Genomic DNA, 26490 nt, shown 5'->3' with positions numbered 1-26490 from the left:
AGATATGAGATGGCGCCTCTCAGGGGGTCTATTCGGGTGATGCGGCGTCAAGGGTGCGTCAGCGACGCCTTCCCGTGGTGGTGCGGCGCCATCCGAAAGGTCCCGGCAGGTCCATCGACGTCGTGCGCCGCCCGGTGCTGCTGCGCGTGTGGCGCGGGCCGTTCCGGCCGCCGGTCGTGATGGACCACGAACGCCTGTTGAGGTTCAGCCGTACTCCGGGGAGGATCCGGAAGCTCTTGCGGAACGTGAGCGGCATCGTGCCCCCTTCCGAGTCGTGCCGGGTGTGTCCGGCATGTATCGGATACCCCGGTTCGGCGTGGAGATGGCCGTCCGGGTCACTCGGGTGGGGTGCACGCCACACCGCGCCCGGGCATGACCAGTCCGCCCCCATGTACTAGAGTTATCTCGACATCGAGATATCTGCCGAGGCGCACCGCAGTCGCCACCCTGGTAAGGGTAACCTAACTTAGCCCTACCTCAGCGAACCGGCCAGGGCGGTGTGGCGGCAGGATGCGGTGGTACGCGCACATCAATGAAGGAGACTGTCGTGTCGGCGAACAGCTTCGACGCCCGCAGCACGCTGCAGGTGGGCGACGAGTCGTACGAGATCTTCCGGCTGGACAAGGTCGAGGGCTCCGCGCGCCTTCCCTACAGCCTGAAGGTGCTGCTGGAGAACCTGCTCCGCACCGAGGACGGCGCCAACATCACCGCCGACCACATCCGCGCCCTCGGCGGCTGGGACTCGCAGGCCCAGCCGTCGCAGGAGATCCAGTTCACGCCCGCCCGCGTGATCATGCAGGACTTCACCGGCGTGCCCTGCGTGGTGGACCTCGCCACCATGCGCGAGGCCGTCAAGGAGCTCGGCGGTGACCCGGCGAAGATCAACCCGCTGGCCCCGGCCGAGCTGGTCATCGACCACTCCGTCATCGCCGACAAGTTCGGCACCAACGACGCCTTCAAGCAGAACGTCGACCTGGAGTACGGCCGCAACAAGGAGCGCTACCAGTTCCTGCGCTGGGGCCAGACCGCCTTCGACGAGTTCAAGGTCGTCCCGCCCGGCACCGGCATCGTCCACCAGGTGAACATCGAGCACCTGGCCCGCGTCGTCATGACCCGTGACGGCAAGGCCTACCCCGACACCCTGGTCGGCACCGACTCGCACACCACCATGGTCAACGGCCTCGGCGTCCTCGGCTGGGGCGTCGGCGGCATCGAGGCCGAGGCCGCGATGCTCGGCCAGCCGGTCTCCATGCTCATCCCGCGCGTCGTCGGCTTCAAGCTCACCGGTGAGCTGCAGCCCGGCACCACCGCCACCGACCTCGTCCTCACGATCACCGAGATGCTGCGCAAGCACGGCGTCGTCGGCAAGTTCGTCGAGTTCTACGGCGAGGGCGTCGCCGCCACCTCGCTGGCCAACCGCGCCACCATCGGCAACATGTCGCCGGAGTTCGGCTCCACCGCCGCGATCTTCCCGATCGACGACGAGACGCTGAACTACATGCGCCTGACCGGCCGCTCCGACCAGCAGGTCGCGCTCGTCGAGGCGTACGCCAAGGAGCAGGGCCTCTGGCTGGACCCGAAGGCCGAGCCGGACTTCTCCGAGAAGCTGGAGCTCGACCTGTCCACGGTCGTCCCCTCCATCGCCGGCCCGAAGCGCCCGCAGGACCGCATCGTCCTCGCGAACGCCGCCGAGCAGTTCAAGCAGGACGTCCGCAACTACGTCAACGACGAGTACGAGGCCAGCAAGGAGTCCTTCCCCGGCTCCGACGCCCCGTCCACCATCCCGAACGGCGCCCCGTCCAACCCGGTCCCCGTCACCGCCCCCGACGGCACGACCTACGAGCTGGACCACGGCGCGGTGACGGTCGCGGCCATCACCTCCTGCACCAACACCTCCAACCCGTACGTCATGGTCGCCGCCGCCCTGGTGGCCAAGAAGGCGGTCGAGAAGGGCCTGACCCGCAAGCCGTGGGTCAAGACCACCCTCGCCCCGGGCTCCAAGGTCGTCACCGACTACTTCGAGAAGGCGGGCCTGACCCCCTACCTCGACAAGGTCGGCTTCAACCTCGTCGGCTACGGCTGCACCACCTGCATCGGCAACTCCGGCCCGCTGCCGGACGAGGTCTCCAAGGCCGTCAACGACCACGACCTCGCCGTCACCTCGGTCCTCTCCGGCAACCGGAACTTCGAGGGCCGCATCAACCCCGACGTCAAGATGAACTACCTGGCGTCCCCGCCGCTGGTCGTCGCCTACGCCCTCGCGGGTTCGATGAAGGTCGACATCACCAAGGACGCCCTCGGCACCGACCAGGACGGCAACCCGGTCTACCTGAAGGACATCTGGCCCTCCGAGGCCGAGGTCAACGACGTCGTCGCCAACGCCATCGGCGAGGACATGTTCTCCAAGTCCTACAGCGACGTCTTCGCGGGCGACGCCCAGTGGCAGGCGCTGCCGATCCCGACCGGTGACACCTTCGAGTGGGACGGCGAGTCCACCTACGTCCGCAAGCCCCCGTACTTCGAGGGCATGGGCATGGAGCCGGCCCCGGTCGAGGACATCACCGGCGCCCGCGTGCTCGCCAAGCTCGGCGACTCGGTCACCACCGACCACATCTCCCCGGCCGGTGCCATCAAGGCCGACACCCCCGCCGGCAAGTACCTGACGGAGCACGGCGTCGAGCGCCGCGACTTCAACAGCTACGGCTCGCGCCGCGGCAACCACGAGATCATGATCCGCGGCACGTTCGCCAACATCCGCCTGCGCAACCAGATCGCGCCGGGCACCGAGGGCGGCTACACCCGCGACTTCACCCAGGACGGCGGTCCGGTGTCGTTCATCTACGACGCCTCCCGCAACTACATCGAGCAGGGCATCCCGCTCGTCGTCCTGGCCGGCAAGGAGTACGGCTCCGGCTCGTCCCGCGACTGGGCCGCCAAGGGCACCGCGCTCCTCGGCGTCAAGGCCGTCATCGCCGAGTCCTACGAGCGCATCCACCGCTCGAACCTCATCGGCATGGGCGTCCTGCCGCTGCAGTTCCCGGAGGGCCAGTCCGCCGCCTCCCTCGGCCTGACCGGCGAGGAGACCTTCTCCGTCACCGGCGTCACCGAGCTGAACGACGGCACCACGCCGCGCACGGTCAAGGTCACCACCGACACGGGCGTCGAGTTCGACGCGGTCGTCCGCATCGACACCCCCGGTGAGGCCGACTACTACCGCAACGGCGGCATCCTGCAGTACGTGCTGCGCAGCCTGATCCGCAAGTAGGCGGTACGGCACAGCGGCCGAGGGCCGCACCCCCGGTGACGGGGGTGCGGCCCTCGGGCTCGTCCGGGGTGCGTCCGCCACCACCGGGGAACGTGCGACACGCGAGGGCGACGGGTGCGGGCCACCGGCCCGCACCCGTCGCCCTCAAGCCCCGCTCACGCCAGCAGTTCCACCTCCGCCAGCGTGTGCTCGCCGTCGAGGACGAGGCGGTACTTCGTGTACGTCCCCGGCGACTTCACCGAGAACGCCCGGGTCTGCCGGTCCCAGGCGAAGGACTCGCCGGAGCGCCGGTCCAGGGTCCGCCAGGTGGTGCCGTCGGACGAGCCCTGGAGCACCCAGCCGGCGGGGGCCTTCGTCCGGTCCGCCGACGACGTCAGGGTGTACTGGACCGCCCTGACGCCCTCGTCGGACACCGGCAGGTCCACCGACGTCACCGCCGCGTCCGTCGCCGACGTGTCGTCGAACAGCGCCCCGTCGCCGGACAGCGCGTCCTCACGCGGCGTCGGCGCCCGGTCGTCCCGGGTGATCGACACCGGCCCCGCGTCCTCGCCGGTGCCCCACGAGGACGGCTTCGCGCCCATGTCGAACTCCAGGACGCCGCCCTTGGCCAGCAGCGAGTGGGGGAGCGAAGTGGAGTTCCAGCGCTTGCCGTTGACCTTCAGACCCTGCACGTAGACGTTCCGCGTGCTGTTCTTCGGGGCCTTCACGACCAGCTCCCGCCCGTTCTCCAGGTGGACGGTCGCCTTGGTGAACAGCGGGGAACCGACGGCGTACTCGCCGCTTCCCATCACCAGCGGGTAGAAGCCCAGCGAGGAGAAGAGGAACCAGGCCGACTGCTCGCCGTTGTCCTCGTCGCCGTGGTAGCCCTGCCCGATCTCGCTGCCGGTGTACAGGCGCTGGAGCACCTCGCGGACGTTCTTCTGCGTCTTGTACGGCTGCCCGGCCGCGTCGTACATGTACAGGGCGTGGTGGGCGACCTGGTTGGAGTGCCCGTACATGCCCATGCGCACGTCCCGCGCCTCGGTCATCTCGTGGATGACCCCGCCGTAGGAGCCGACGAACTCCGGGGAGGCCGTCTCCGGGGTGGCGAGGTACTCGTCGAGCTTGTCGCCGAGGCCCTTGCGTCCGCCGTAGAGGTTGGCCAGGCCCCGGCTGTCCTGCGGGGCGGTGAAGGCGTAGCCCCAGCCGTTGGTCTCCGTGTAGTCGTAGCCCCACACGCGCGGGTCGTACTTCTCCGAGTCCACGCGCCAGTTGCCCGCCGCGTCCTTGCCCTGGAAGAAGCCGGCCTTCGCGTCGAACATGTTGACGTAGTCCTGGGCGCGGTTGAGGAAGTACGCGGACTCCTCCCGGTACCGCTTCTCGCCGGTCTCCTCGTAGAGCTTCTCGCCCATCCTCGCGATGCCGTAGTCGTTGAGGTAGCCCTCCAGCGCCCACGACAGGCCCTCGTGCGTCTCGGTGCTGGTGTAGCCGAGGAACGGCGAGGTGGCCATGCCCTTGCGGCCCACGCCCGAGGACGGGGGCACCACGGTGGCGTTCTTGACGGCCGCGTCGTACGCCGCCTTCGCGTCGAAGTCGACGCCCTTGACGTAGGCGTCCGCGAACGCCACGTCCGAGGAGGTGCCGGTCATCAGGTCCGCGTAGCCGGGGGAGGACCAGCGCGAGGTCCAGCCGCCGTCCTTGTAGTGCTGCACGAAGCCGTCGACCAGCTCACCGGCCGTGGACGGCGTCAGGAAGGAGTACGCGGGCCAGGTGGTCCGGTAGGTGTCCCAGAAGCCGTTGTTGACGTACACCTTGCCGTCCATGATCTTCGAGCCGGTGTGCGTCGGGCTGTCCGCCGCCGGCATCGCCTGGAACGGCGAGGCGTACTTGTACGCGCCGTCGACCTTCTCGTGGCCGGCGTTCGGGTACAGGTAGAGCCGGTAGAGGCTGGAGTACAGGGTGGTCAGCTGGTCGCGCGTGGCGCCCTCCACCTCGACCTTGCCGAGGATGCGGTCCCATTGCTTCCGGGCGTCCTTGCGGACCTTGTCGAAGGAGGTGCGCTTCGGGATCTCCTGGCGCAGGTTGTCCTCGGCCTGGTCGACGCCGATCAGCGAGGTCGCCAGGCGCAGGGTGACCGTGCGGTCCTTGCCGGCGTCGAAGCGCAGGTGGCCCCTGACGCCGGCCGAGTCGCCGCCGGTGACCTTCCGGTCGAACTCGCCGTAGACGAAGAGGCGGGTGGCGCCCGTGGACAGGCCGGACTTGACGTCCGAGTAGCCGGTGAAGGTGCCGTTCTCCTTGTCCAGGGTCAGGCCGGCCTGGTCGGTGACGTTGTCGAAGATGACGCTCGCGTCGTCACCGGGGTAGGTGAAGCGCATGATCGCCGCGTGGTCGGTCGGCGCCATCTCCGCCTTGACGCCGTTCTCGAAGCGCACCCCGTAGTAGTACGGCCGGGCGGTCTCGTTCTCGTGCCGGAAGGCCAGCTCGCGCGCCTCCCGGCCGGTGTCGGGGGTGCCGGAGGCGGCGGACGGCATCACCTGGAAGGTCTGCCGGTCGCCCATCCACGGGCTCGGCTCGTGACTCGCGCTGAACGCCTGGAGCGTCGGCAGGTTGTCCGCGTTGTTGCCGCGGGCGTAGTCGTAGAGCCAGCTCAGGGAGCCGGCGTTGGTCACCGGCGTCCAGAAGTTGAAGCCGTGCGGCACGGCGGTCGCCGGGATGTTGTTGCCGCGCGAGAAGCTGCCGCTGGAGTTGGTGCCGCGGGTGGTCAGCGCGTAGTCGGACAGATGGGCCTCGCGGCGCTCCGGCGGGGCGGGCCTGATGGCCACGTCGTCCAGCCAGCCGCGGAACTTGGCCGGGCCCTTGGGGGAGTCGTACGCCACCAGGATCCGGTCGACGGTCTTGCCGGCCGCGACGGAGCCGATGCCCGACTCGACGGCGTTCCACTGGTTGACGTAGAGGACCTTCGCGGCGCCCTGTCCGGCCGGCGTCAGCGGGAACCCGTGCTGGTCGGTGGCGCCGAGGTCGCTCAGGTAGGTGCCGTCGGTGAAGGCCAGGTCGACGGAGACGTTCGTGGCGTCGTAGTCGCGGTCGCCGTCGGCCATCGACGGGAAGATCCGGTACGACAGCTCGGTGCGGCGATCGACCTTCACGTCGACGTCGAAGACCTTGTTGTACGAGTACGCCCGGCCCTCCCCGGTGTGCCGGCCGGCGTACCTGAGGGCGCGCTTGCCGGTGAAGCCGGCGCCCGCCTTGGCGGTCGGCGAGCCGCTCGGGCCGCGGTCGACGAGCGAGAGCATGTCCTGGGGGACGGGCGTGTCGCTGTCACCGGTGGACAGCTGCAGGTCGGCGAGCTGGAGGATGTCCCCGCCGTTGTTCTTCGTGACCTCCAGCCGGAAGTGCTGGTACTCGGCCGCCTCGGCCAGGTCGTACGTCTTGGTCTGGAACCGCTCGTCGAAGGACTGCCCGGTGCGGCTGTCGAGCGTCCGCCAGCTCTCGCCGTCCGCCGAGCCCTGGAGCGTCCAGTCGGCCGGGTCGCGCTCGTCGTGGTCGTTGGCCGAGGTGAGCGCGTACCGGGTGATCCTCACCGGCTTGTCCAGGTCGAACTCGGCCCAGCCGGTCGTCTCGAAGGTCAGCCACTTGGTGCTCGGCTCACCGTCGACGAGGTTCTCCTTCACCTCGCCCCCGCCGGTGTTCTCGTCGCTCGCCCGGACGCCGGTGACATGGTCGGTGACGTTGCCCGGTATGCCCGTGCTGTAGCCGCCGTCGACACCCGCGGCGCGCTTGCTGCCGTCGGGGGTGGTCTCCACCGTGTTGAGCCAGTCCGGAACCGGGTCATCCGCCTCGAACGAGGACGCGAACTCCCGATCGGCGGTGGCGGGTGCCGCGGGCAGCGCGACCGCGGCCCCCTGTGAACCCACCGCCATCGCCAGGGCGGTCGTCAGTACGACCGCCGGGCCCCATCTGTGCCGAACTCCGTATCGCACGCCCCAGTACCTCCCTGCGCTCCCCGGAAGCGCTTTCCGAGGAAATGGACAACGTTGTCAGATTCGCAGCGCAAGGAACAGTAGGGCGTGAAGAGGCCAGTGGTGTCAAGGGTGTTGGTTATGGCGTCCGGGCCCGGTGTCCGTGGGATTTCCTTCGGGGGGCACGCGGTCCGCCCGCATTTCCGCCAGGTCTCAACTCGGAAAAGACGTGCCGGGAACCATGCATTCGATCTTGCTCCGTCGACGGGAAGTGGACTATACCTGTCGGCCACCGGGGGATCCGTGGGGGGAACCGCGCAAGCACACCGCCAAGGCGCCCGTACAGCAGTACCCGTACAGCAGTACCCGTACTTCCTGCACGACCCAGCGTGACCCGATCGCGGTGCCGGGGAGGATCCGGTTCACCGCCTGAGTCCTGGAGAAGGCGAGGACTTGAGCATGGGATCCACTTCCGCCGAGAACAACCGAACGGGCGTCGGCCGCCGCGATCTGATCAAGCGGTCCGCCGCACTCGGCCTGATCTCCGTTCCGGCCATGGGCTTCCTGTCCGCGTGCGCGAGCGGCGGCGGGGACGACCAGAAGAAGGCCGAGTCCGGCAAGAAGACCGCCAAGAACCCCCTGGCCGTCAACGAGACCGCCCAGATGGAATTCGTCCTCTTCGACGGCGGCTTCGGCAAGGAGTACGCCGAGGACGCCGTCAAGGTCTACGAGAAGAACTTCCCCGACGCCAAGGTGAAGTTCAGCGCCACCCAGAAGATCCAGTCGACGCTGCAGCCGCGTTTCAACGGCGGCAACCCGCCGGACCTCGTCGACAACTCCGGCGCCGAGCAGATGGACATGGGCGTCCTGGTCGGCAAGAACCAGCTCGCCGACCTCACCCCGCTGCTGGACGCCCCGTCCTACGACGACCCGAACAAGAAGGTCCGCGACACGCTGCGCCCCGGCATCGTGGAGATGGGCCAGTTCGACGGCGAGAAGGTCTGGATCCTCTACTACGCCTACACGGTCTACGGCAACTGGTACTCCCAGAAGGCCCTGGACTCGCTCGACGCCGAGTACCCGAAGACCTGGGACGAGATGCTGGCGGTCTGCGAGAAGGCCAAGAAGAAGGGCATGGCCGGCTGGACCTACGCCGGCAAGTACCCGTACTACATCCCCTTCTCGATGTACCCGATGATCGGCAAGGTCGGCGGCGTCGAGGTGCTCGACGCCATCGACAACCTCGAGCCGAACGCCTGGAAGCACCCCGCGGTCAAGACCGTCTTCGAGGCCTGGTACGAGCTCTACAAGAAGGGTTACGTCCTCAAGGGCACCCCGGGCCTGGACCACATCCAGTCGCAGACCGCGTGGGCCAAGGGCGACGCCCTGTTCATCCCGAACGGCTCCTGGGTGGAGAACGAGTCCGCGAAGGTCATCCCCGCCGACTTCCAGCTCTCCGTCTCGGCTCCGCCCGGCATCGACTCCTCCGACAAGATGCCGTTCGGCACCATCTGGGCCTCCGGCGGCGAGCCGTTCATCGTCCCGGCCAAGGCGGCCAACGGCGCCGGCGGCATGGAGCAGCTGCGCATCATGCTCGGCGAGGCGTCCTCGAAGAACTTCACGTCCAAGGTGAAGTCGCTGACCGCGTACAACGGCGGCACCGAGGGCATCGAGCTCACCCCGGGCCTCAAGTCCGGTGTCGCGGCGCTGGACCTGGCGGGCACCAACGTGGTGAACCCGCGTCTGCAGGACTGGTACGTGCAGCTCCAGAAGGAGAAGATCGGCGTCGGCGGACTCGGCGAGATGATGGCCGGCCGCCTCACCCCGGCCGAGGCGATCAAGAAGATCCAGGGCTACGCCGACGAGGCGGCCAAGGACGATTCGATCAAGCACTACAAGCACCAGTGAGGACGCGTCACCAGGGCCCGGCCGGCAGCCCCTCGCCGGCCGGGCCCCGGCGGCGCCACCCGCGCGCAGATCGGGGTCGGTAGCAATGCAGCACGGCAAGTACCGGTTCATCGTGGGGTTCCTGGCGGTTCCCCTGGGGCTGTACGCGCTCTTCGTCGTCTGGCCGTTCATCCAGTCCATCTACTACTCGTTCACGGACTGGACGGGACTGAGTCCCGAGTTCACGATGGTCGGCTTCGACAACTACTCGCGGATGCTCGACGACGACATCTTCTGGAAGTCGTTGCAGCACAGTGTGATGTTCGCCCTGCTGGTGCCGCTGGTGACACTCGGCCTGGCGCTGTTCTTCGCCTTCATGATCAACGTGGGCGGACGCCACCGCCGCGGCGGACCGGTGATCACCGGTGTCCGCGGCTCCGGCTTCTACAAGATCGTCTACTTCTTCCCGCAGGTCCTGTCCATCGCGATCGTCGCCCTGCTGTTCGCGTTCGCGTACAACCCGGACAGCGGCGCGATCAACTCGCTGCTGCGCGGCATCGGCCTGGAATCGGTCCAGCCGCTGTGGCTGGGCGACCCGAACCTGGCGCTGTGGTGCGTGATGGCGGTGCTCGTCTGGTCCACGGTCGGCTTCTTCGTGGTCCTGTTCTCCGCGGGCATGGCGTCCATCCCGGCGGAGCTGTACGAGGCCGCGCTGCTGGACGGGGCGAACCGCGCCACGACCTTCTTCAAGGTCACCCTGCCGCTGCTGTGGGACACCGTGCAGTCCGGCTGGGTCTACATGGGCATCCTCGCGCTCGGCGCCGAGTCGTTCGCGGTCGTACAGATCATGACGACCGGTCCCGGCGGCCCCGACTACTCGACCACCGTCATGGTCCTGTACGTGTACCAGAAGGCGTTCCGTGACGGTCAGGCCGCCTACGCCACCACGATCGGCGTCGCCCTGCTCGTCGTCACGCTGGCCTTCGCCGCCGTCGTGATGCGGCTGGGCCGGCGCGAGCGGCTGGAGTTCTGATCATGAAGACGACCGAGACCCCCGCGCCCGTACCGGCCGAGTCCGGCCCCGTCGTCCGCAAGACCGAGGCCCCGCCCGGCGGACCCGACGGAGGGAAGAAGGAGGGCGCCACCCTCAACGTCTTCTCCCACGGCGTCCTCGTCATCTGGGCGATCATGGTCGGGATGCCGCTGGTCTGGGCGGTGATGACCTCCTTCAAGGACGACGCCTCGATCTTCGGCTCGCCCTGGTCACTGCCCGACAGGCTGAACTTCGACAACTGGTCGCGGGCCTGGTCCCAGGCCCACATGGGCGACTACTTCCTCAACACCGTCCTGGTGGTCGGCGGCTCGCTCATCGGCACCCTGGTGCTCGGCTCCATGGCGGCCTACGTGCTCGCCCGCTTCGACTTCCCGGGCAACCGGTTCATCTACTACCTGTTCATCGGCGGCATGAGCTTCCCGATCATGCTCGCGCTGGTCCCGCTGTTCTACGTGGTGGACAACATGGGGCTGCTGAACACCATCCACGGGCTGATCCTGGTCTACATCGCCTACTCGCTGCCCTTCACGGTGTTCTTCCTGACCGGGTTCTTCCGGACCCTGCCGAGTTCGGTGGCGGAGGCGGCGTTCGTGGACGGGGCCTCCCACACCCGGACGTTCTTCCAGATCATGCTGCCGATGGCCAAGCCCGGCCTGATCAGCGTGGGGATCTTCAACTTCCTGGGGCAGTGGAACCAGTACATGCTGCCCACGGTGCTGAACACCGACCCCGACAAGCACGTCCTCACCCAGGGCCTGGTCCAACTGGCGGTCAGCCAGGGCTACAAGGGTGACTGGTCGGGACTGTTCGCGGGCCTGGTGATGGCGATGCTGCCGGTGCTGGCCGCGTACATCGTCTTCCAGCGCCAGGTGGTCCAGGGGCTCACGGCGGGCGCCCTGAAGTAACCTCCCGCCGACCCTCGCGCATGCCGCTCCCGGAGCCCCGGGGGCGGCATGCGTGTGCGTGCGCGGGGCACCCGGATGCGGTTCAACCTCTTGACGGGAGGCGACCCGAACGGCTCAGCTTAGAGTTCACTAGTTGGACATGGACGGGGCCTCATCGAAGCGGCCCCGCGCGCAGGAGGTCGTCGTGGAGACTCCCGGGTCGCAGTCGTCGCTGCACCGAGCCAACCTGGAACGGGTCGTACGAGCGGTACGGCTCGCCGGGTCGCTCACGCAGGCGGAGATCGCGAGGACGACGGGCCTGTCCGCGGCGACGGTCTCCAACATCGTCCGGGAACTGAAGGACAGCGGGACCGTCGAGGTCACACCCACCTCGGCGGGCGGCCGCCGGGCCCGCAGCGTCTCGCTGAGCGGGGACGCCGGCATCGTCATCGGCGTCGACTTCGGGCACACGCATTTGCGCGTCGCGGTCGGGAACCTCGCCCACCAGGTGCTCGCCGAGGAGTCCGAGCCGCTGGACGTCGACGCGTCCGCGGCGCAGGGCTTCGACCGGGCGGAACAGCTGGTCAGCAGGCTGATCGAGGCCACCGGCGTCGACCGTTCCAAGGTCGCCGGCGTGGGCCTCGGCGTGCCCGGCCCGATCGACGTGGAGTCCGGGACACTGGGCTCGACCGCCATCCTCCCCGGCTGGGGCGGCACCCGGCCCGCCGAGGAGCTGCGGGGGCGGCTCGGCGTGCCCGTGCACGTGGACAACGACGCCAACCTCGGCGCCCTGGGCGAGCTGGTCTGGGGCAGCGGCCGGGGCGTGCGCGACCTCGCGTACATCAAGGTCGCCAGCGGTGTCGGATCAGGTCTGGTGATCAACGGCAAGATCTACCGCGGCCCCGGCGGCACCGCGGGGGAGATCGGGCACATCACGCTGGACGAGGCCGGTCCCGTCTGCCGCTGCGGCAACCGCGGCTGCCTGGAGACCTTCGCATCCGCACGCTACGTGCTCCCGCTGCTCCAGCCGAGCCACGGCACGGAGCTGACGATGGAGGGCGTCGTGCGGCTGGCGCGGGACGGCGACCCGGGCTGCCGCCGGGTGATCGCCGACGTCGGCCGCCACATCGGCAGCGGGGTCGCCAATCTCTGCAACCTGCTCAACCCGAGCCGCGTGGTCCTCGGCGGCGACCTGGCCGAGGCGGGCGAGCTGGTGCTGGGCCCCATAAGGGAGTCCGTCGGCCGCTACGCCATCCCCAGCGCGGCGCGTCAACTCTCCGTTCTCCCCGGGGCACTTGGCGGCCGTGCGGAGGTCCTCGGCGCGCTCGCCCTGGCCCTCAGCGAGATGGGCGATTCGACGCTTTTGGACGGAACCGTGAACGGCGCCCTGCCCGTGGCGGCTCCTGCCTTCACTTAGAGAACGGATGGCACCGTTGCCATCTCGTTAAGGATTTACTTCTTGACGTCGCACGTGTGGCCGAGTTGACTTCCAGCCACCTCGGCCGCAACGACGCGGCCTCGTCAGGGAGGTTTCTGAAGTGAACACGCGTATGCGTCGTGCCGCCGTCGCCGTTGCCACCACCGCGATGGCCGTCTCGCTGGCCGCCTGTGGCAGCGCCAAGGAGTCCGGCGACAAGGCGGACTCGTCCGACTCCGCCGCCAAGAAGGGCGACGCCATCAAGGTCGGTCTGCTCCTTCCCGAGAACCAGACCGCGCGCTACGAGAAGTTCGACAAGCCCTTGATCGAGAAGAAGGTCAAGGAGCTCACGAACAACAAGGGCGAGGTCGTCTACGCCAACGCCAAGCAGGACGCCACGCTGCAGGCGCAGCAGGTCGACACGATGGTGACCAACAAGGTCGACGTCCTGATCGTGGACGCGGTGGACTCCAAGGCCATCGCCGGCTCGGTCAAGAAGGCCAAGGACCAGGGCATCCCGGTCGTCGCCTACGACCGCCTGGCCGAGGGCCCGATCGACGCCTACACCTCGTTCGACAACGTGACCGTCGGCAAGACCCAGGGCGAGGCCCTGCTGAAGGCGCTGGGCGACAAGGCCAAGGACGGCCAGATCGTCATGATGAACGGTTCCTCCACCGACCCGAACGCCAAGCAGTTCAAGGAGGGCGCCCACTCCGTGCTCGACGGCAAGGTGAAGGTCGGCCGCGAGTACGACACCAAGGAGTGGAAGCCGGAGAACGCCAACTCCAACATGGAAGGCGCCATCTCCGCCCTCGGCAAGGACAAGATCGTCGGCGTCTACTCCGCCAACGACGGCATGGCGGGCGGCATCATCACCGCCCTGAAGGCCGCCGGCATCAGCAACATCCCGGTCACCGGCCAGGACGCCGAGCTCGCGGGCGTGCAGCGCATCCTCACCGGTGAGCAGTACATGAGCGTCTACAAGTCCTACCCGCAGGAGGCCGCGGTCGCCGGCGAGATGGCCGTCGCCCTCGCCCAGGGCAAGTCGCTCGACTCCCTCGCCACGAGCAAGTCCGACAGCGCCACCACCAAGGGCGTTCCGACGGTGCTCGTCCCGGTCGTCTCGCTGACCAAGGACAACATCAAGGAGACCGTCATCAAGGAGGGCTTCTACACCCTCGACGAGATCTGCGCCGGCAACTACAAGGCCGCCTGCGACAAGGCCGGCCTGAAGTAGGCGGCCCCGCCCCCGTGCCCGCCGAGCGCGTACGGGACCGGCGGCACGCAGCTTCCTCCGGCGCCCCGCACTCATCAGCCCCGCAAGCTACGCGGGGCGCCGGACGGAACACCCCGCGGGTGTCACCCGCCCCCCACCCAGTCGTTCTGCACAACCTCCCGCCGGGTCAGGCGGCGAAGGAGATGGTTCACGTGTCCGCTACGCCCGTGCTGGCGTTGCGCGGGGTCTCCAAGCGATTCGGTGCCGTCCAGGCGCTCACCGACGTAGAGCTTGAGGTCCACGCCGGTGAGGTGGTCGCCCTGGTGGGCGACAACGGTGCCGGAAAATCCACGCTGGTCAAGACGATCGCCGGCGTGCACCCGATCGACGAGGGCGCCATCGAGTGGGACGGCAAGGCCGTCACCATCAACAGGCCGCACGACGCCCAGAACCTGGGCATCGCGACGGTCTACCAGGACCTCGCGCTGTGCGACAACATCGACGTCGTCGGCAACCTCTACCTCGGCCGGGAGCTGCGCAAGCGCGGCGTCCTGGACGAGGTGGAGATGGAGCGCCGCTCGCGCGAGCTGCTGGACACGCTGTCCATCCGCATCCCCAGCGTCCGCATCCCGATCGCCTCGCTCTCCGGCGGTCAGCGCCAGGTCGTGGCGATCGCCCGCTCCATGCTCGGTGACCCCAAGCTGGTCATCCTGGACGAGCCCACCGCCGCCCTCGGCGTCGAGCAGACCGCGCAGGTCCTCGACCTGGTCGAGCGGCTGCGCGAGCGCGGCCACGCCGTCATCCTCATCAGCCACAACATGGCCGATGTCAAGGCGGTCGCCGACAAGGTCGCCGTCCTGCGTCTGGGCCGCAACAACGGCGTCTTCGAGGTCAAGTCGACCTCGCAGGAAGAGATCATCTCCGCCATCACGGGCGCCACGGACAACGCCGTGACCCGTCGTGCGGCGCGCACCAATGGGGAGATCAAGAAGTGAGCATCGACAAGACCTCCACCACCCCCGCGGGGGAGCCCGCGGTCGAGAACCCCGAGGCCGCCTCCGCCGCGGTCCCCACGGTCGACCCCCGGCTGCTGGTGCGCGAACAGGGTTTCGCAGGCTATGTGGGCGAGTTCAAGCGGAAGATGAAGGCGGGTGACCTCGGGTCCCTCCCGGTCGTCGTCGGCCTGCTGATCATCTGGGCCATCTTCACCAGCCTGAACTCCAACTTCCTCACCGCCGGCAACTTCTCCGACATGTCGGTCGCCATGGTCGGCACCGGCATGATCGCCGTCGGCATCGTCTTCGTGCTGCTGCTCGGCGAGATCGACCTGTCGGTCGGCTCGGTCAGCGGTGTCGCCGGCGCCACCTTCGCGGTGCTGAGCGTCACGCACGGCATGAACGAGATACTGGCCCTGGTGCTGGCCGTCCTCACGGGCACCGTGGCCGGCGCGCTCCACGGCTTCGTCTTCGCGAAGATCGGTGTGCCGGCCTTCGCCGTCACCCTGGCCGGCCTGCTGTTCTGGCAGGGCTTCATGCTGCAGATCCTCGGCAGCAACGGCACCATCAACCTGGACGCCGACGGCGTGGTCGCCCAGCTGACCAGCTACTACTTCAGCGACGTGGCCGCCGCCTACGGCCTGGCGATCGTCGTGACCGCGGGGTACTTCCTCACCGCGTTCTTCGACAACCGCCGCCGTGCCGCCGTCGGGGTGCCGTCCCGGCCGCTGAGCGAGATCATCGTGCGCACGGTGCTGCTGGCCGTGCTGGCCTTCGCCGTGGCGATCGTCTTCAACCAGTACAAGGGCCTGCCCCTGGCCGTGGTGATCTTCCTGGCGTTCCTGGCGCTCACGGACTTCGTGCTGCGCCGCACCGCCTACGGCCGCAAGATCTACGCGCTCGGCGGCAGCGTCGAGGCGTCCCGCAGGGCCGGCATCAACGTGGACCTGGTCCGCATCTCGGTCTTCGCGATCGCCGGCACCTTCGCCGCGATCGGCGGCCTCTTCGTCGCCTCGAAGATCGCCTCCGCCAACCAGGGCGCGGGCACCGGCGAGTTCCTGATGAACGTCATCGCCGCGGCCGTGATCGGCGGCACGTCCCTCTTCGGCGGCCGCGGCCGCACCTGGGACGCGCTGCTCGGTGTGATGGTCATCATCTCGATCCAGTACGGCCTCGCCCTGCAGGGCATCGCCTCCCCGGTCCAGTACATGATCACCGGTGGCGTCCTGCTGGCGACCGTCGTCATCGACGCGGTCACCCGCAAGACGCAGAAGACGGCCGGCCGCGCGTAGCGGCCGCCCGCACGGCCCACGACGGTCCGCCCGCCCGCCCAGCTGAGCCCTGGGCGGGCGGGCGGACCGCTTTCGCGCCCGTCCCCGGCGGGCGCCGGGGAGCGGACCGGAGGACGTGAAAGGGTCCGCCCGTGGGTACGGCTGAACGCGTGATGTACGACGCACCGCCCGGACACGTTCCGCCGGAACGGAACATTAGACTCGACGAGCCCGGCAACAGCTCTACTTCAAGGAGGCACGGGTGCCGCTGCTGACCCGCATCACGGGACCGCGCGATCTGGACCGGCTCAGCCTGGAAGAGCTGGGCCGGCTGGCGGAGGAGATCCGGACCTTCCTCGTCGACGCCGTCTCCAAGACCGGCGGCCACCTCGGCCCCAACCTCGGCGTGGTGGAACTCACCCTCGCCCTGCACCGCGTCTTCGAGTCCCCGACCGACAAGGTGCTCTGGGACACGGGTCACCAGTCCTACGTGCACAAGCTGCTCACCGGCCGTCAGGACTTCTCGAGGCTGAAGATGAAGGGGGGCCTGTCCGGCTACCCCTCGCAGGCCGAGTCCGAGCACGACGTCATCGAGAACAGCCACGCCTCCACCGTCCTCGGCTGGGCCGACGGCATCGCGAAGGCCAACCAGGTCCTGGGGCACGACGACCGGCACGTCGTCGCGGTCATCGGCGACGGCGCGCTCACCGGCGGCATGGCCTGGGAGGCGCTGAACAACATCGCCGCCGCCAAGGACCGCCCCCTCGTCATCGTCGTCAACGACAACGAGCGCTCCTACGCCCCCACCATCGGCGGCCTCGCCAACCACCTGGCGACCCTGCGCACCACCGACGGCTACGAGCGCTTCCTGGCCCGCACCAAGGAGGTCCTGGAGCGCACCCCGGTCGTCGGCCGCCCCCTCTACGACACCCTGCACGGCGCCAAGAAGGGCCTGAAGGACTTCATCGCCCCGCAGGGCATGTTCGAGGACCTCGGCCTGAAGTACGTCGGCCCCATCGACGGCCACGACATCGAGGCCCTGGAGTCCGCCCTCACCCGCGCCAAGCGCTTCGGCGGCCCCGTCATCGTGCACTGCCTCACCGAGAAGGGCCGCGGCTACCAGCCCGCCCTGGCGGACGAGGCCGACCGCTTCCACGCCGTCGGCAAGATCCACCCCGACACGGGCCTGCCCATCTCCACCTCCGGCGCCGACTGGACCTCCGTCTTCGGTGACGAGATGGTGAAGATCGGCGAGGAGCGCGAGGACGTCGTCGCCATCACCGCGGCCATGCTCCAGCCGGTCGGCCTCGACAAGTTCGCCAAGGCCTTCCCCGACCGCGTCTACGACGTCGGCATCGCCGAGCAGCACGGCGCGGTCTCCGCGGCCGGCCTCGCCCACGGCGGCGTCCACCCCGTCTTCGCCGTGTACGCCACCTTCCTCAACCGCGCCTTCGACCAGGTGCTGATGGACGTGGCCCTGCACAAGTGCGGCGTGACCTTCGTCCTGGACCGGGCCGGCATCACCGGCACCGACGGCGCCTCCCACAACGGCATGTGGGACATGTCGATCCTCCAGGTCGTCCCCGGCCTCCGGCTCGCCGCCCCGCGCGACGCCGACCAGGTCCGCGCCCAGCTGCGCGAGGCCGTCGAGGTGGACGACGCGCCGACCGTGGTCCGCTTCTCCAAGGGCGCCGTCGGCCCCGCCGTGCCCGCCGTCGGCCGCGTCGGCGGCATGGACGTGCTGCGCGCCCCCGGCACCGACACCCCGGACGTCCTGCTGGTCTCCGTCGGCGCCCTCGCGCCGATGTGCCTGGAGGTCGCCGATCTGCTGAACAAGCAGGGCATCACCACCACCGTGGTCGACCCCCGCTGGGTCAAGCCCGTCGACGAGGCCATGGCCCCGCTCGCCGAGCGGCACCGCGTGGTCGTCACCGTCGAGGACAACTCGCGCGTGGGCGGCGTCGGCTCCGCCGTCGCCCAGGCCCTGCGCGACGCGGGCGTCGACGTACCGCTGCGCGACTTCGGCATCCCGCCGCGCTTCCTCGACCACGCCTCCCGCGCCGAGGTCCTGGCCGAGATCGGGCTCACCGCGCCCGACATCGCCCGCCAGGTCACCGGCCTGGTGGCCAAGCTCGACGGACGGTACGAGCGCCCGGGTGCCGAGGTGGACCCGATGGAGGCCGCGCGCGACTGAGGGAGAGCCGGACGGGCAGGTTCTCCACTCGTTGCGGTGGTGAAACCTGCCCATCCGCGTGAATCCGCTCACGCCCGGGCATACGCACTACGCCCCCTCACGATCATGTCGAGGCCGACAAGCGTCGGAGGTACCCGTGAGCAGCAGTCTCTTCAGGACCAAGAACATCGAGCAGTCCATCCAGGACACGGAGGAACCGGAGCACGCGCTCAAGAAGTCCCTGTCCGCGCTGGATCTGACCGTCTTCGGCGTCGGTGTCATCATCGGCACCGGCATCTTCGTGCTGACCGGCACGGTCGCCAAGAACAACGCCGGGCCCGCCGTCGCCCTGGCCTTCGTCGTCGCCGGCGTCGTGTGCGCGCTCGCCGCGCTGTGCTACGCGGAGTTCGCCTCCACGGTCCCGGTGGCCGGCTCCGCGTACACCTTCTCCTACGCCTCGCTCGGCGAACTGCCCGCCTGGATCATCGGCTGGGACCTGGTCCTGGAGTTCGCGCTCGGCACGGCGGTGGTGGCCGTCGGCTGGTCGGGCTACATCCGTTCGTTCATGGAGAACGCCGGCTGGCAGTTCCCCGAGGCCCTCGGCGGCCGGGAGGGAGCCGACGGATTTGGCTTCGACATCCTCGCCGCCGCCCTGGTGCTGGTGCTCACCGGCATCCTCGTGCTCGGCATGAAGCTGTCGGCCCGCATCACCACCATCGTGGTCGCCATCAAGGTGACCGTCGTCCTCATCGTGATCATCGCGGGCGCCTTCTTCGTCAACGGCGCCAACTACGACCCGTTCGTCCCGAAGCCGCAGCCCGTCGAGGCGGGCGGGGGCCTGCACTCCCCGCTGATCCAGCTGATGTTCGGGTGGGCGCCGTCCAACTTCGGCGTGATGGGCATCTTCACCGCGGCGTCGGTCGTCTTCTTCGCCTTCATCGGCTTCGACATCGTCGCCACGGCCGCCGAGGAGACCAGGAACCCGCAGCGCGACATGCCCCGCGGCATCCTCGGCTCCCTGCTCATCTGCACCGTCCTGTACGTCGCCGTCTCGATCGTCGTCACCGGCATGCAGCACTACTCCAAGCTGTCGGTCGACGCCCCGCTCGCCGACGCGTTCAAGTCGACCGGGCACCCCTTCTTCTCCGGCGTGATCAGTTTCGGCGCCGCCATCGGCCTGACCACGGTCTGCATGATCCTGCTGCTCGGCCAGACCCGGGTGTTCTTCGCGATGAGCCGCGACGGACTGCTGCCGCGCTTCTTCTCCGTGGTCCACCCGAGGTTCCGGACCCCGTACCGGCCGACCATCCTGCTCGGCGTGATCATCGCGATCGTCGCGGGCTTCACCAGCCTGAGCGAGCTCGCCGAGCTGGTGAACATCGGCACCCTGTTCGCCTTCGTCGTCGTCGCGATCAGCGTGATCATCCTGCGCCACACCCGCCCCGACCTGCCGCGTGCCTTCCGCACCCCGCTGGTCCCGCTGCTGCCGATCGTGTCGGTGGCCGCCTCGCTGTGGCTGATGCTGAACCTGCCCGCCGAGACCTGGGTCCGGTTCGGCGTCTGGATGGCGATCGGCTTCGTCGTCTACTTCCTCTACGGCCGCACCCACAGCCGCATGGCCCGCGGCGAGGAGGCCCCGGCCGAACCACCGGGCCGCAGCACCCGGTGACCACGCCGTGCACGCGCGGCCGTACGCCCTGCGCGCGGTATCCCGGCCCGCGCCGGCCGTCCGCGCCGGTCGTCAGGCCGGCCTGAGCGTCCGGGGGCCCGCCACCTCCGCGCCCAGCTCCGTCACCCGGCGGCGCAGCTCACGGTCCGCCGTCACCAGCAGGACGGGACGGTCGCCGGCCCGTGCGACCAGCTCGACCATGTGATCGTCCCCGCTGCCCGGCGCCGCCTCCACCCGTACGCCCGGTACGGAGTCCACACCGCGGGCCGCGCCCTCGACGACGAGGACGACCTCCACCGGGCCGGGACGGCCCGGGACCCCGTCCGCCGCCAGCCGGTCGCGCAACCGCTCCGCGGCCCCGCGCCGGTCCCGCCACCATCCGTCGGGCACGGACCCCACGACGTTCGCGCCGTCGACGATCACGAGGAGGGGGCCGCTGTCGTTCATGGGGCCAGGGTCGCACGCAAACCCACCCGGCCGGAGCGGGCCGGCGGACCGCGTCATAAAATGATCAGGTGAACGGCGAGTGGCTCATACGCGGCCGGGACGGCCGACTCAGCGTCTATCTGGTGACCCAGGACGCTGTCCTGTGCCGTGCGGAACAGGTACCCGGCGGTGCCTGGACCGCCCCGCGCAGGATGGGCGGGGACCAGCGGCTGCACCCGGGCCTGGCGGTCGGCCAGGGCGCCGACTCCTACGCACACCTGGTCGCCTGGCGTCCCACGACGCCCGGCGAGTCCGGACTGGTGCACTCCACCCATTTCCGGCCGCTGCTGGCCGCCCTGGACTGGGATCCCGTCGGCCATCCGAACGGCAAGGGGGACCGCACCAGCAAGCCCGTCGTCGCGGTCGACGACCAGGGCCGCGCGCACCTCTTCGTACGCAACAACGGCGGCGGACTCAGCATGCGGGCCCAGAAACAGAAGGGCGGCTGGGGCCCGTGGCGTGACCTCAAGAGCGCCCAGCTCCAGGACACCCCCGTCGCGGTGGCGGGCAGGGCCGGACGCATCGAGGTGTACGCGTCCCGCCCCGGAAAGATCGTGCACTGGTGCCAGGACGAACCCGGGACCGACCCCCGGATGGCGGACACGGTGGACGCCGAGGTCCGCCCGGGCACCCTGCGCGCCCTGGCCACCTCCGACGAGAACACCACGCTGTTCTTCACCGACGCGTCCGGCACCCTCTGCGCCTGGCGCCCCGGCGCCGACCCCGTGTCCCTGCTCCCCGCGGCGGGCCCCGGCCCGGTCGCGGCCGTCCGCTGCGAACTCGACGGCCACGACTGCACGCTGCTGGCCCAGTGCACGCCCTCCGGCCGGGTCGCCTTCGCGGCGTACCCCGCCGAGCAGGAGTCGGCGGGCGCCTGGTGGACCGAGTCCGGGCCGCACCTGCCCGCCGACGCCGAGGTCTCCCTCGCCCTGGACGCCGACGACCGGGTGGTGGCGGCGGTCCTCTCACCGTCGACGGGACAGCTCCTGCTGGCCCGCCGCAAGGACGAGCCGGGGCTGGCGCTCACGGCGTGGCAGGCGGTCTGACGGAAGCGGAGCCCCCGCCTTCCCGGCCGGGAAACCCCGGGAAGAGGGCGGGGCGCCGGAGCCAGGCGGGACCGGTGGGGGACCGTACGTCCCCGTCCGGGCGGGCGGCGGCCGGACGCCCCGGGAACTCCTCGACAGGGCGACCGCACGCGGCCGGACCCGACGGCCGGGCGCGGAGAGCCGTACGAACGAGGGGCCGGAGAGGCGAGGAGATCCTGTCGGCGCCCACACGGCCGAAGGGGGTGGGCCGCACGGATCGTCACCGTGCGGCCCACCCCCTTGTGCCAGGGATGTCCCGTTACGCCGGAACGCTCGCCACGCCCGGCTCCAGGAACCGCTTGCCGTTCACCCGCTCGGCGACGCCCTCGCGGTCCAGGTACGGCGTGATGCCGCCCAGGTGGAAGGGCCAGCCGGCGCCGGTGATCAGGCAGAGGTCGATGTCCTGGGCCTCGGCGACGACGCCCTCGTCGAGCATCAGGCCGATCTCCTGCGCCACCGCGTCCAGGACGCGGGCCCGGACCTGCTCCTCCGTCAGGACGGTGTCGCCCTGCTTCAGCAGCGCGGCGACCTCGGGGTCGAGCTCCGGCTTGCCGCTGTCGTAGACGTAGAAGCCGCGCTTGCCCGCCTCGACGACCGCCTTCAGGTTCGGGGAGACCGTGAAGCGGTCCGGGAACGCGCCGTGCAGCGTCTCCGAGACGTGCAGGCCGATCGCCGGGCCGACCAGCTCCAGCAGGACCAGCGGGGACATCGGCAGACCGAGCGGCTCCACCGCCTTCTCCGCCACCTCGACCGGCGTGCCCTCGTCGATGACGTTCTGGATCTCGCCCATGAAGCGGGTCAGGATGCGGTTCACGACGAACGCCGGGGCGTCCTTGACGAGAACGGCCGTCTTCTTCAGCTTCTTGGCCACCGCGAACGCGGTCGCCAGCGAGGCGTCGTCGGTCCGCTCGCCGCGCACGATCTCCAGCAGCGGCAGGACCGCGACCGGGTTGAAGAAGTGGAAGCCGACGACCCGCTCGGGGTGCTGCAGCTTCGACGCCATCTCCGACACCGACAGGGAGGACGTGTTCGTCGCCAGGATCGCGTGCGCCGGGGCGACCGCCTCGACCTCCGCGAACACCTTCTGCTTGACGCCCATCTCCTCGAAGACCGCTTCGATGATGAAGTCGGCGTCCGCGAAGCCCTCGGCCTTGTCCAGGACGCCGGTCACCAGGGCCTTCAGGCGGTTGGCCTTGTCCTGGTTGACACGGCCCTTGCCGAGCAGCTTGTCGATCTCGGCGTGGACGTAGCCCACGCCCTTGTCGACGCGCTCCTGGTCGATGTCCGTGAGGACGACCGGCACCTCCAGGCGGCGCAGGAAGAGCAGCGCCAGCTGGCTGGCCATCAGGCCGGCGCCGACGACGCCCACCTTGGTGACCGGCCGGGCCAGCGACTTGTCCGGGGCGCCGGCGGGGCGCTTGCCGCGCTTCTGCACCAGGTTGAAGGCGTAGATACCGGCCCGCAGTTCGCCGCCCATGATGAGGTCGGCCAGGGCCTGGTCCTCGGCGTCGTAACCCTGCTGGAGGTCACCGTTCTTGGCGGCGGCGATGATGTCCAGGGCGCGGTAGGCGGCCGGGGCCGCGCCGTGCACCTTGGAGTCCGCGACGAACCGGCCGCGTGCGACGGCCTGGTCCCAGGCCTCACCGCGGTCGATCGCCGGACGCTCGACGGCGATCTCGCCCTTGAGGACGGACGCCGTCCAGAGCAGCGACTGCTCCAGGAAGTCCGCGCCCTCGAAGATCGCGTCCGCGATCCCGAGCTCGTAGACCTGCTTGCCCTTGAGCTGCTTGTTCTGGTTGAGGCTGTTCTCGATGATGACCGAGACGGCCTTGTCGGCGCCGATCAGGTTCGGCAGCAGCGTGCAGCCGCCCCAGCCGGGGACCAGGCCGAGGAAGACCTCGGGGAGCGAGAACGCCGGGAGCGCCGCCGACACCGTGCGGTAGGAGCAGTGCAGGCCGATCTCGACGCCGCCGCCCATGGCCGCGCCGTTGTAGTACGCGAAGGTCGGCACGGCCAGCTTCGCGAGGCGCTTGAAGACGTCGTGGCCGCCCTTGCCGATGGCCAGCGCGTCCTCGTGCCGCTTCAGCAGCTCGACGCCCTTGAGGTCGGCGCCGACCGCGAAGATGAACGGCTTGCCGGTGACGCCGACGCCGACGATGTCGCCGTCCGCGGCCTCCTTCTCGACCTGGTCGATCGCGGCGTCGATGTTCGCCAGCGACTGCGGGCCGAGGGTGGTCGGCTTGGTGTGGTCGTGACCGTTGTCCAGGGTGATGAGCGCGAAGCGCCCGGCGCCCAGGGGCAGGTCGAAGTGGCGTACGTGCGCCTGCGTGACGACCTCGCCGGGGAACAGCTCGGCCGCACCCTTCAGCAGCTCTGCGGTGGTGCTCACTTGTCCCCCTCGAAGTGCGGGTTCTCCCAGATGACCGTCGCGCCCATGCCGAAGCCGACGCACATGGTGGTCAGGCCGTAGCGGACGTGCGGCTGTTCCTCGAACTGGCGGGCCAGCTGCGTCATCAGGCGGACGCCGGAGGAGGCCAGCGGGTGGCCGAAGGCGATGGCGCCGCCGTACTGGTTGACGCGCGCGTCGTCGTCGGCGATGCCGTAGTGCTCCAGGAACGCGAGGACCTGGACGGCGAAGGCCTCGTTGATCTCGAACAGACCGATGTCCGAGATGGACAGACCCGCCTGGGCGAGGGCCTTCTCGGTGGCCGGGATCGGGCCGTAGCCCATGACCTCCGGCTCGACGCCCGCGAAGGCGTACGAGACGAGGCGCATCTTGACCGGCAGGCCGTTCTCGCGGGCGAAGTCCTCGCTCGCGATGAGGGAGGCGGTCGCGCCGTCGTTCAGACCGGCCGCGTTGCCCGCGGTGACCCGGCCGTGCACGCGGAACGGCGTCTTCAGGCCCGCCAGGTTCTCCAGCGTGGTGCCCGGGCGCATCGGCTCGTCGGCGGTGACCAGGCCCCAGCCCGTCTCGCCGCCCTCGGGGCTGGTGCGGCGCACCGAGATCGGCACCAGGTCGGCCTGGATCTGGCCGTTGGCGTACGCCTTGGCGGCCTTCTCCTGGGAGCGCACGGCGTACTCGTCGGCGCGCAGCTTGGTGATGCTCGGGTAGCGGTCGTGCAGGTTCTCGGCGGTCATGCCCATGAACAGGGCGGACTCGTCGACCAGCTTCTCGCTGACGAACCGCGGGTTCGGGTCGACGCCCTCGCCCATCGGGTGGCGGCCCATGTGCTCGACACCGCCCGCGATCGCGACGTCGTACGCGCCGAAGGCGACCGAGCCGGCCACCGTGGTGACGGCGGTCAGGGCGCCCGCGCACATGCGGTCGATCGAGTAGCCCGGGACCGAGGTGGGCAGGCCCGCCAGGATGCCGGCGGTGCGGCCGATGGTCAGGCCCTGGTCACCGATCTGCGTGGTCGCGGCGACGGCGACCTCGTCGATCTTCTTGGGGTCGAGACCGGGGTTGCGGCGCAGCAGCTCCCGGATCGCCTTCACGACCAGGTCGTCGGCGCGGGTCTCGTGGTAGATGCCCTTCGGGCCCGCCTTGCCGAACGGGGTGCGGACGCCGTCGACGAAGACGACGTCCCTGACGGTACGAGGCACGATGGCTCTCCTCCAGGGTGCGGGATGGCACTGCACTGCTGCGGCGCGCTGAGCGCGCGCTCAGGTTCATGCTACTTATGAGTAACGTAGCTGCCCAGTCCCCCCGCCCCAAGCGGTGAAGGTCACACCCGCAGCCGGGCGGACATCACCCCGTCGGCGGTGCCGGCGGGGGCGGGGCGCCGCCGGAACGGCCCCGCGCCCCGCCCCCGTCCGTCAGGCCTGCCCGGCCTCCCGGGCCAGGGCCGCCACCAGTACCGGCGTCACCTGTTCCACCTGCCACGGCCGGGCGCCGTGCGCGGTGAGGGCCGCGGCCACGGAGTCCCGGTCGGCCGGCTTCGGCGGCTCCCAGCAGACCCTGCGCACGGTGTCCGGGGTGATCAGGTTCTCCTGCGGCATGTTCAGCTCCTCGGCCAGCGCCGTCACCCCCGCCCGCGCCGCGGACAGCCGGGCGGCGGCGGCCGGGTCCTTGTCGGCCCAGGCGCGCGGCGGCGGGGGACCGGTCACCGACTGGCCCGGCTGGGGCAGCTGCGACTCCGCGAGGCCCTTGGCCCGGTCGACCGCGGCCTGCCACTGCTCCAGCTGACGGCGGTTCATCCTCCCGAAACCGCCGAGCGACCCGAGCGCGTGCGTGTTGGCCGGCAGGGCGAGCGCGGCCTCCACGATGGCCGCGTCCCCGAGCACCTTGCCGGGGGAGACGTCCCGGCGCTGGGCGATCCGGTCCCGGGTCTGCCACAGCTCCCGGACGACGGCGAGCTGCCGGCGCCGGCGCACCTTGTGCATGCCGGACGTACGGCGCCACGGGTCCTTGCGGGGCTCGGCCGGCGGAGCCGAGGCGATCGCGTCGAACTCCTGCCGGGCCCACTCCAGCTTGCCCTGCCGGTCCAGTTCCTTCTCCAGCGCGTCGCGCAGGTCGACGAGGAGCTCGACGTCGAGGGCGGCGTAGCGCAGCCACGGCTCGGGCAGCGGGCGGGTCGACCAGTCGACGGCCGAGTGGCCCTTCTCCAGGACGAAGCCCAGCACGTTCTCGACCATCGCGCCGAGGCCGACCCGGGGGAAGCCGGCGAGCCGTCCGGCCAGCTCGGTGTCGAAGAGGCGGGTGGGGACCATCCCTATGTCCCGCAGGCAGGGCAGGTCCTGGGTGGCCGCGTGCAGCACCCACTCGGCCCCGGAGATCGCCGCGCCCAGCTCCGACAGGTCGGGGCAGGCCACGGGGTCGATGAGCGCGGTGCCCGCGCCCTGGCGGCGCAACTGCACCAGGTAGGCGCGCTGGCCGTAGCGGTAGCCGGAGGCGCGCTCGGCGTCGACGGCGACGGGGCCGCTGCCGGCGGCGAAGGCGGCGGTCACCTCGGCGAGGGCGGCCGCGTCGGCGATCACCGGCGGAACGCCCTCGCGTGGTTCGAGCAAGGGGGTCGGCGCCTGATCCGCAGAAGATCCGGCGTCGTCCGGAGGGGCGCCTCCGGTGGTTCGCAGGGAACGGTCTGCTGCGGTTTCGTGGGCCTCGGTCACCGGTCAAGGGTATCGGTGTATGCCCGGCGTCCGCCGACGGA

Annotated in this window: 17 protein-coding genes; 11 read left to right on the top strand and 6 right to left on the bottom strand. The window is 70.0% G+C overall.

What is annotated here, in order from left to right:
* Positions 1-58: 58 nt before the first annotated feature.
* Positions 59-256, bottom strand: a complete 198-nt coding sequence (locus JHAT_RS11230) for a DUF4236 domain-containing protein (RefSeq protein ID WP_077797952.1) — start codon at positions 254-256, stop codon at positions 59-61.
* 291 nt (positions 257-547) lie between these two features.
* Here JHAT_RS11230 and acnA point away from each other — a divergent pair, with 291 nt between their 5' ends.
* Positions 548-3265 carry an aconitate hydratase AcnA gene (gene acnA, locus JHAT_RS11225; protein WP_077797951.1) on the top strand — a complete coding sequence of 906 codons (2718 nt, stop codon included), beginning with the start codon at positions 548-550 and terminating at the stop codon, positions 3263-3265.
* A gap of 155 nt (positions 3266-3420) precedes the next feature.
* Here acnA and JHAT_RS11220 read toward each other — a convergent pair whose 3' ends face one another.
* Positions 3421-7164: a GH92 family glycosyl hydrolase gene (locus JHAT_RS11220; RefSeq protein WP_077797950.1), complete on the bottom strand. Its 3744-nt coding sequence runs from the start codon at positions 7162-7164 to the stop codon at positions 3421-3423.
* 498 nt (positions 7165-7662) lie between these two features.
* Between JHAT_RS11220 and ngcE the strand changes: the two genes are divergently transcribed.
* From ngcE to JHAT_RS11175, 9 genes are all read left to right on the top strand, one after another.
* Positions 7663-9111: an N-acetylglucosamine/diacetylchitobiose ABC transporter substrate-binding protein gene (ngcE, locus tag JHAT_RS11215; protein ID WP_077797949.1), complete on the top strand. Its 1449-nt coding sequence runs from the start codon at positions 7663-7665 to the stop codon at positions 9109-9111.
* Positions 9112-9196: 85 nt separating this feature from the next.
* Positions 9197-10123: a carbohydrate ABC transporter permease gene (locus tag JHAT_RS11210; protein ID WP_077797948.1), complete on the top strand. Its 927-nt coding sequence runs from the start codon at positions 9197-9199 to the stop codon at positions 10121-10123.
* 2 nt (positions 10124-10125) lie between these two features.
* Complete coding sequence (locus tag JHAT_RS11205; RefSeq protein WP_077797947.1) at positions 10126-11049, top strand: carbohydrate ABC transporter permease; 924 nt, start codon at positions 10126-10128, stop codon at positions 11047-11049.
* Between the two features lie 184 nt (positions 11050-11233).
* The gene (locus JHAT_RS11200) at positions 11234-12445 is read left to right on the top strand and encodes an ROK family transcriptional regulator (protein ID WP_077797946.1); all 1212 of its coding nucleotides are present in this window, start codon (positions 11234-11236) and stop codon (positions 12443-12445) included.
* Positions 12446-12578: 133 nt separating this feature from the next.
* On the top strand, positions 12579-13682 hold the full coding sequence (locus JHAT_RS11195) for a sugar ABC transporter substrate-binding protein (RefSeq protein WP_171990839.1): 1104 nt from the start codon (positions 12579-12581) through the stop codon (positions 13680-13682).
* A 182-nt stretch (positions 13683-13864) separates the two neighbouring features.
* Positions 13865-14656 carry an ATP-binding cassette domain-containing protein gene (locus JHAT_RS11190; RefSeq protein ID WP_171990837.1) on the top strand — a complete coding sequence of 264 codons (792 nt, stop codon included), beginning with the start codon at positions 13865-13867 and terminating at the stop codon, positions 14654-14656.
* The gene (locus tag JHAT_RS11185) at positions 14653-15948 is read left to right on the top strand and encodes a sugar ABC transporter permease (protein ID WP_077797943.1); all 1296 of its coding nucleotides are present in this window, start codon (positions 14653-14655) and stop codon (positions 15946-15948) included. The genes JHAT_RS11190 and JHAT_RS11185 overlap by 4 nt, the downstream gene beginning before the upstream one ends.
* Positions 15949-16189: 241 nt before the next feature.
* Positions 16190-18121: a 1-deoxy-D-xylulose-5-phosphate synthase gene (gene dxs / locus JHAT_RS11180; protein ID WP_077797942.1), complete on the top strand. Its 1932-nt coding sequence runs from the start codon at positions 16190-16192 to the stop codon at positions 18119-18121.
* A 136-nt stretch (positions 18122-18257) separates the two neighbouring features.
* Complete coding sequence (locus JHAT_RS11175; RefSeq protein WP_077797941.1) at positions 18258-19769, top strand: amino acid permease; 1512 nt, start codon at positions 18258-18260, stop codon at positions 19767-19769.
* A 72-nt stretch (positions 19770-19841) separates the two neighbouring features.
* On the opposite strand, the gene JHAT_RS11170 is transcribed toward JHAT_RS11175, so the two are convergent.
* Positions 19842-20216, bottom strand: a complete 375-nt coding sequence (locus JHAT_RS11170) for an NTP pyrophosphohydrolase (protein ID WP_077797940.1) — start codon at positions 20214-20216, stop codon at positions 19842-19844.
* A gap of 68 nt (positions 20217-20284) precedes the next feature.
* Between JHAT_RS11170 and JHAT_RS11165 the strand changes: the two genes are divergently transcribed.
* Complete coding sequence (locus JHAT_RS11165) at positions 20285-21301, top strand: hypothetical protein (RefSeq protein ID WP_077797939.1); 1017 nt, start codon at positions 20285-20287, stop codon at positions 21299-21301.
* Between the two features lie 298 nt (positions 21302-21599).
* On the opposite strand, the gene JHAT_RS11160 is transcribed toward JHAT_RS11165, so the two are convergent.
* The 3 genes from JHAT_RS11160 to JHAT_RS11150 all read right to left on the bottom strand — a co-directional run bounded on the left by JHAT_RS11160 (position 21600) and on the right by JHAT_RS11150 (position 26449).
* Positions 21600-23729, bottom strand: a complete 2130-nt coding sequence (locus JHAT_RS11160; RefSeq protein WP_077797938.1) for a 3-hydroxyacyl-CoA dehydrogenase NAD-binding domain-containing protein — start codon at positions 23727-23729, stop codon at positions 21600-21602.
* Positions 23726-24943, bottom strand: coding sequence for an acetyl-CoA C-acyltransferase (locus JHAT_RS11155; RefSeq protein WP_077797937.1), 1218 nt, complete (start codon positions 24941-24943; stop codon positions 23726-23728). The genes JHAT_RS11160 and JHAT_RS11155 overlap by 4 nt, the downstream gene beginning before the upstream one ends.
* 213 nt (positions 24944-25156) lie before the next feature.
* A complete protein-coding gene (locus JHAT_RS11150) occupies positions 25157-26449 on the bottom strand; it encodes a ribonuclease D (RefSeq protein WP_171990836.1) in 1293 nt (430 codons plus the stop codon).
* Positions 26450-26490 lie beyond the last annotated feature (41 nt).

It is taken from the genome of Streptomyces sp. JHA26, from assembly GCF_002005565.1.
In the GTDB taxonomy this organism is placed as follows: domain Bacteria; phylum Actinomycetota; class Actinomycetes; order Streptomycetales; family Streptomycetaceae; genus Streptomyces.
Note: the sequence above shows the minus strand (reverse complement) of the source record. Positions and strands in the feature narration are given on the sequence as shown.

Excerpts from the sequence above, each read along its gene's own strand:
- JHAT_RS11230 (WP_077797952.1), bottom strand. The coding sequence starts at position 256 with ATGCCGCTCACGTTCCGCAAGAGCTTCCGGATCCTCCCCGGAGTACGG.
- JHAT_RS11220 (WP_077797950.1), bottom strand. The coding sequence starts at position 7,164 with ATGGCGGTGGGTTCACAGGGGGCCGCGGTCGCGCTGCCCGCGGCACCC.
- ngcE (WP_077797949.1), top strand. The coding sequence starts at position 7,663 with ATGGGATCCACTTCCGCCGAGAACAACCGAACGGGCGTCGGCCGCCGC.
- JHAT_RS11210 (WP_077797948.1), top strand. The coding sequence starts at position 9,197 with ATGCAGCACGGCAAGTACCGGTTCATCGTGGGGTTCCTGGCGGTTCCC.
- JHAT_RS11205 (WP_077797947.1), top strand. The coding sequence starts at position 10,126 with ATGAAGACGACCGAGACCCCCGCGCCCGTACCGGCCGAGTCCGGCCCC.
- JHAT_RS11195 (WP_171990839.1), top strand. The coding sequence starts at position 12,579 with ATGCGTCGTGCCGCCGTCGCCGTTGCCACCACCGCGATGGCCGTCTCG.
- JHAT_RS11190 (WP_171990837.1), top strand. The coding sequence starts at position 13,865 with ATGGTTCACGTGTCCGCTACGCCCGTGCTGGCGTTGCGCGGGGTCTCC.
- JHAT_RS11170 (WP_077797940.1), bottom strand. The coding sequence starts at position 20,216 with ATGAACGACAGCGGCCCCCTCCTCGTGATCGTCGACGGCGCGAACGTC.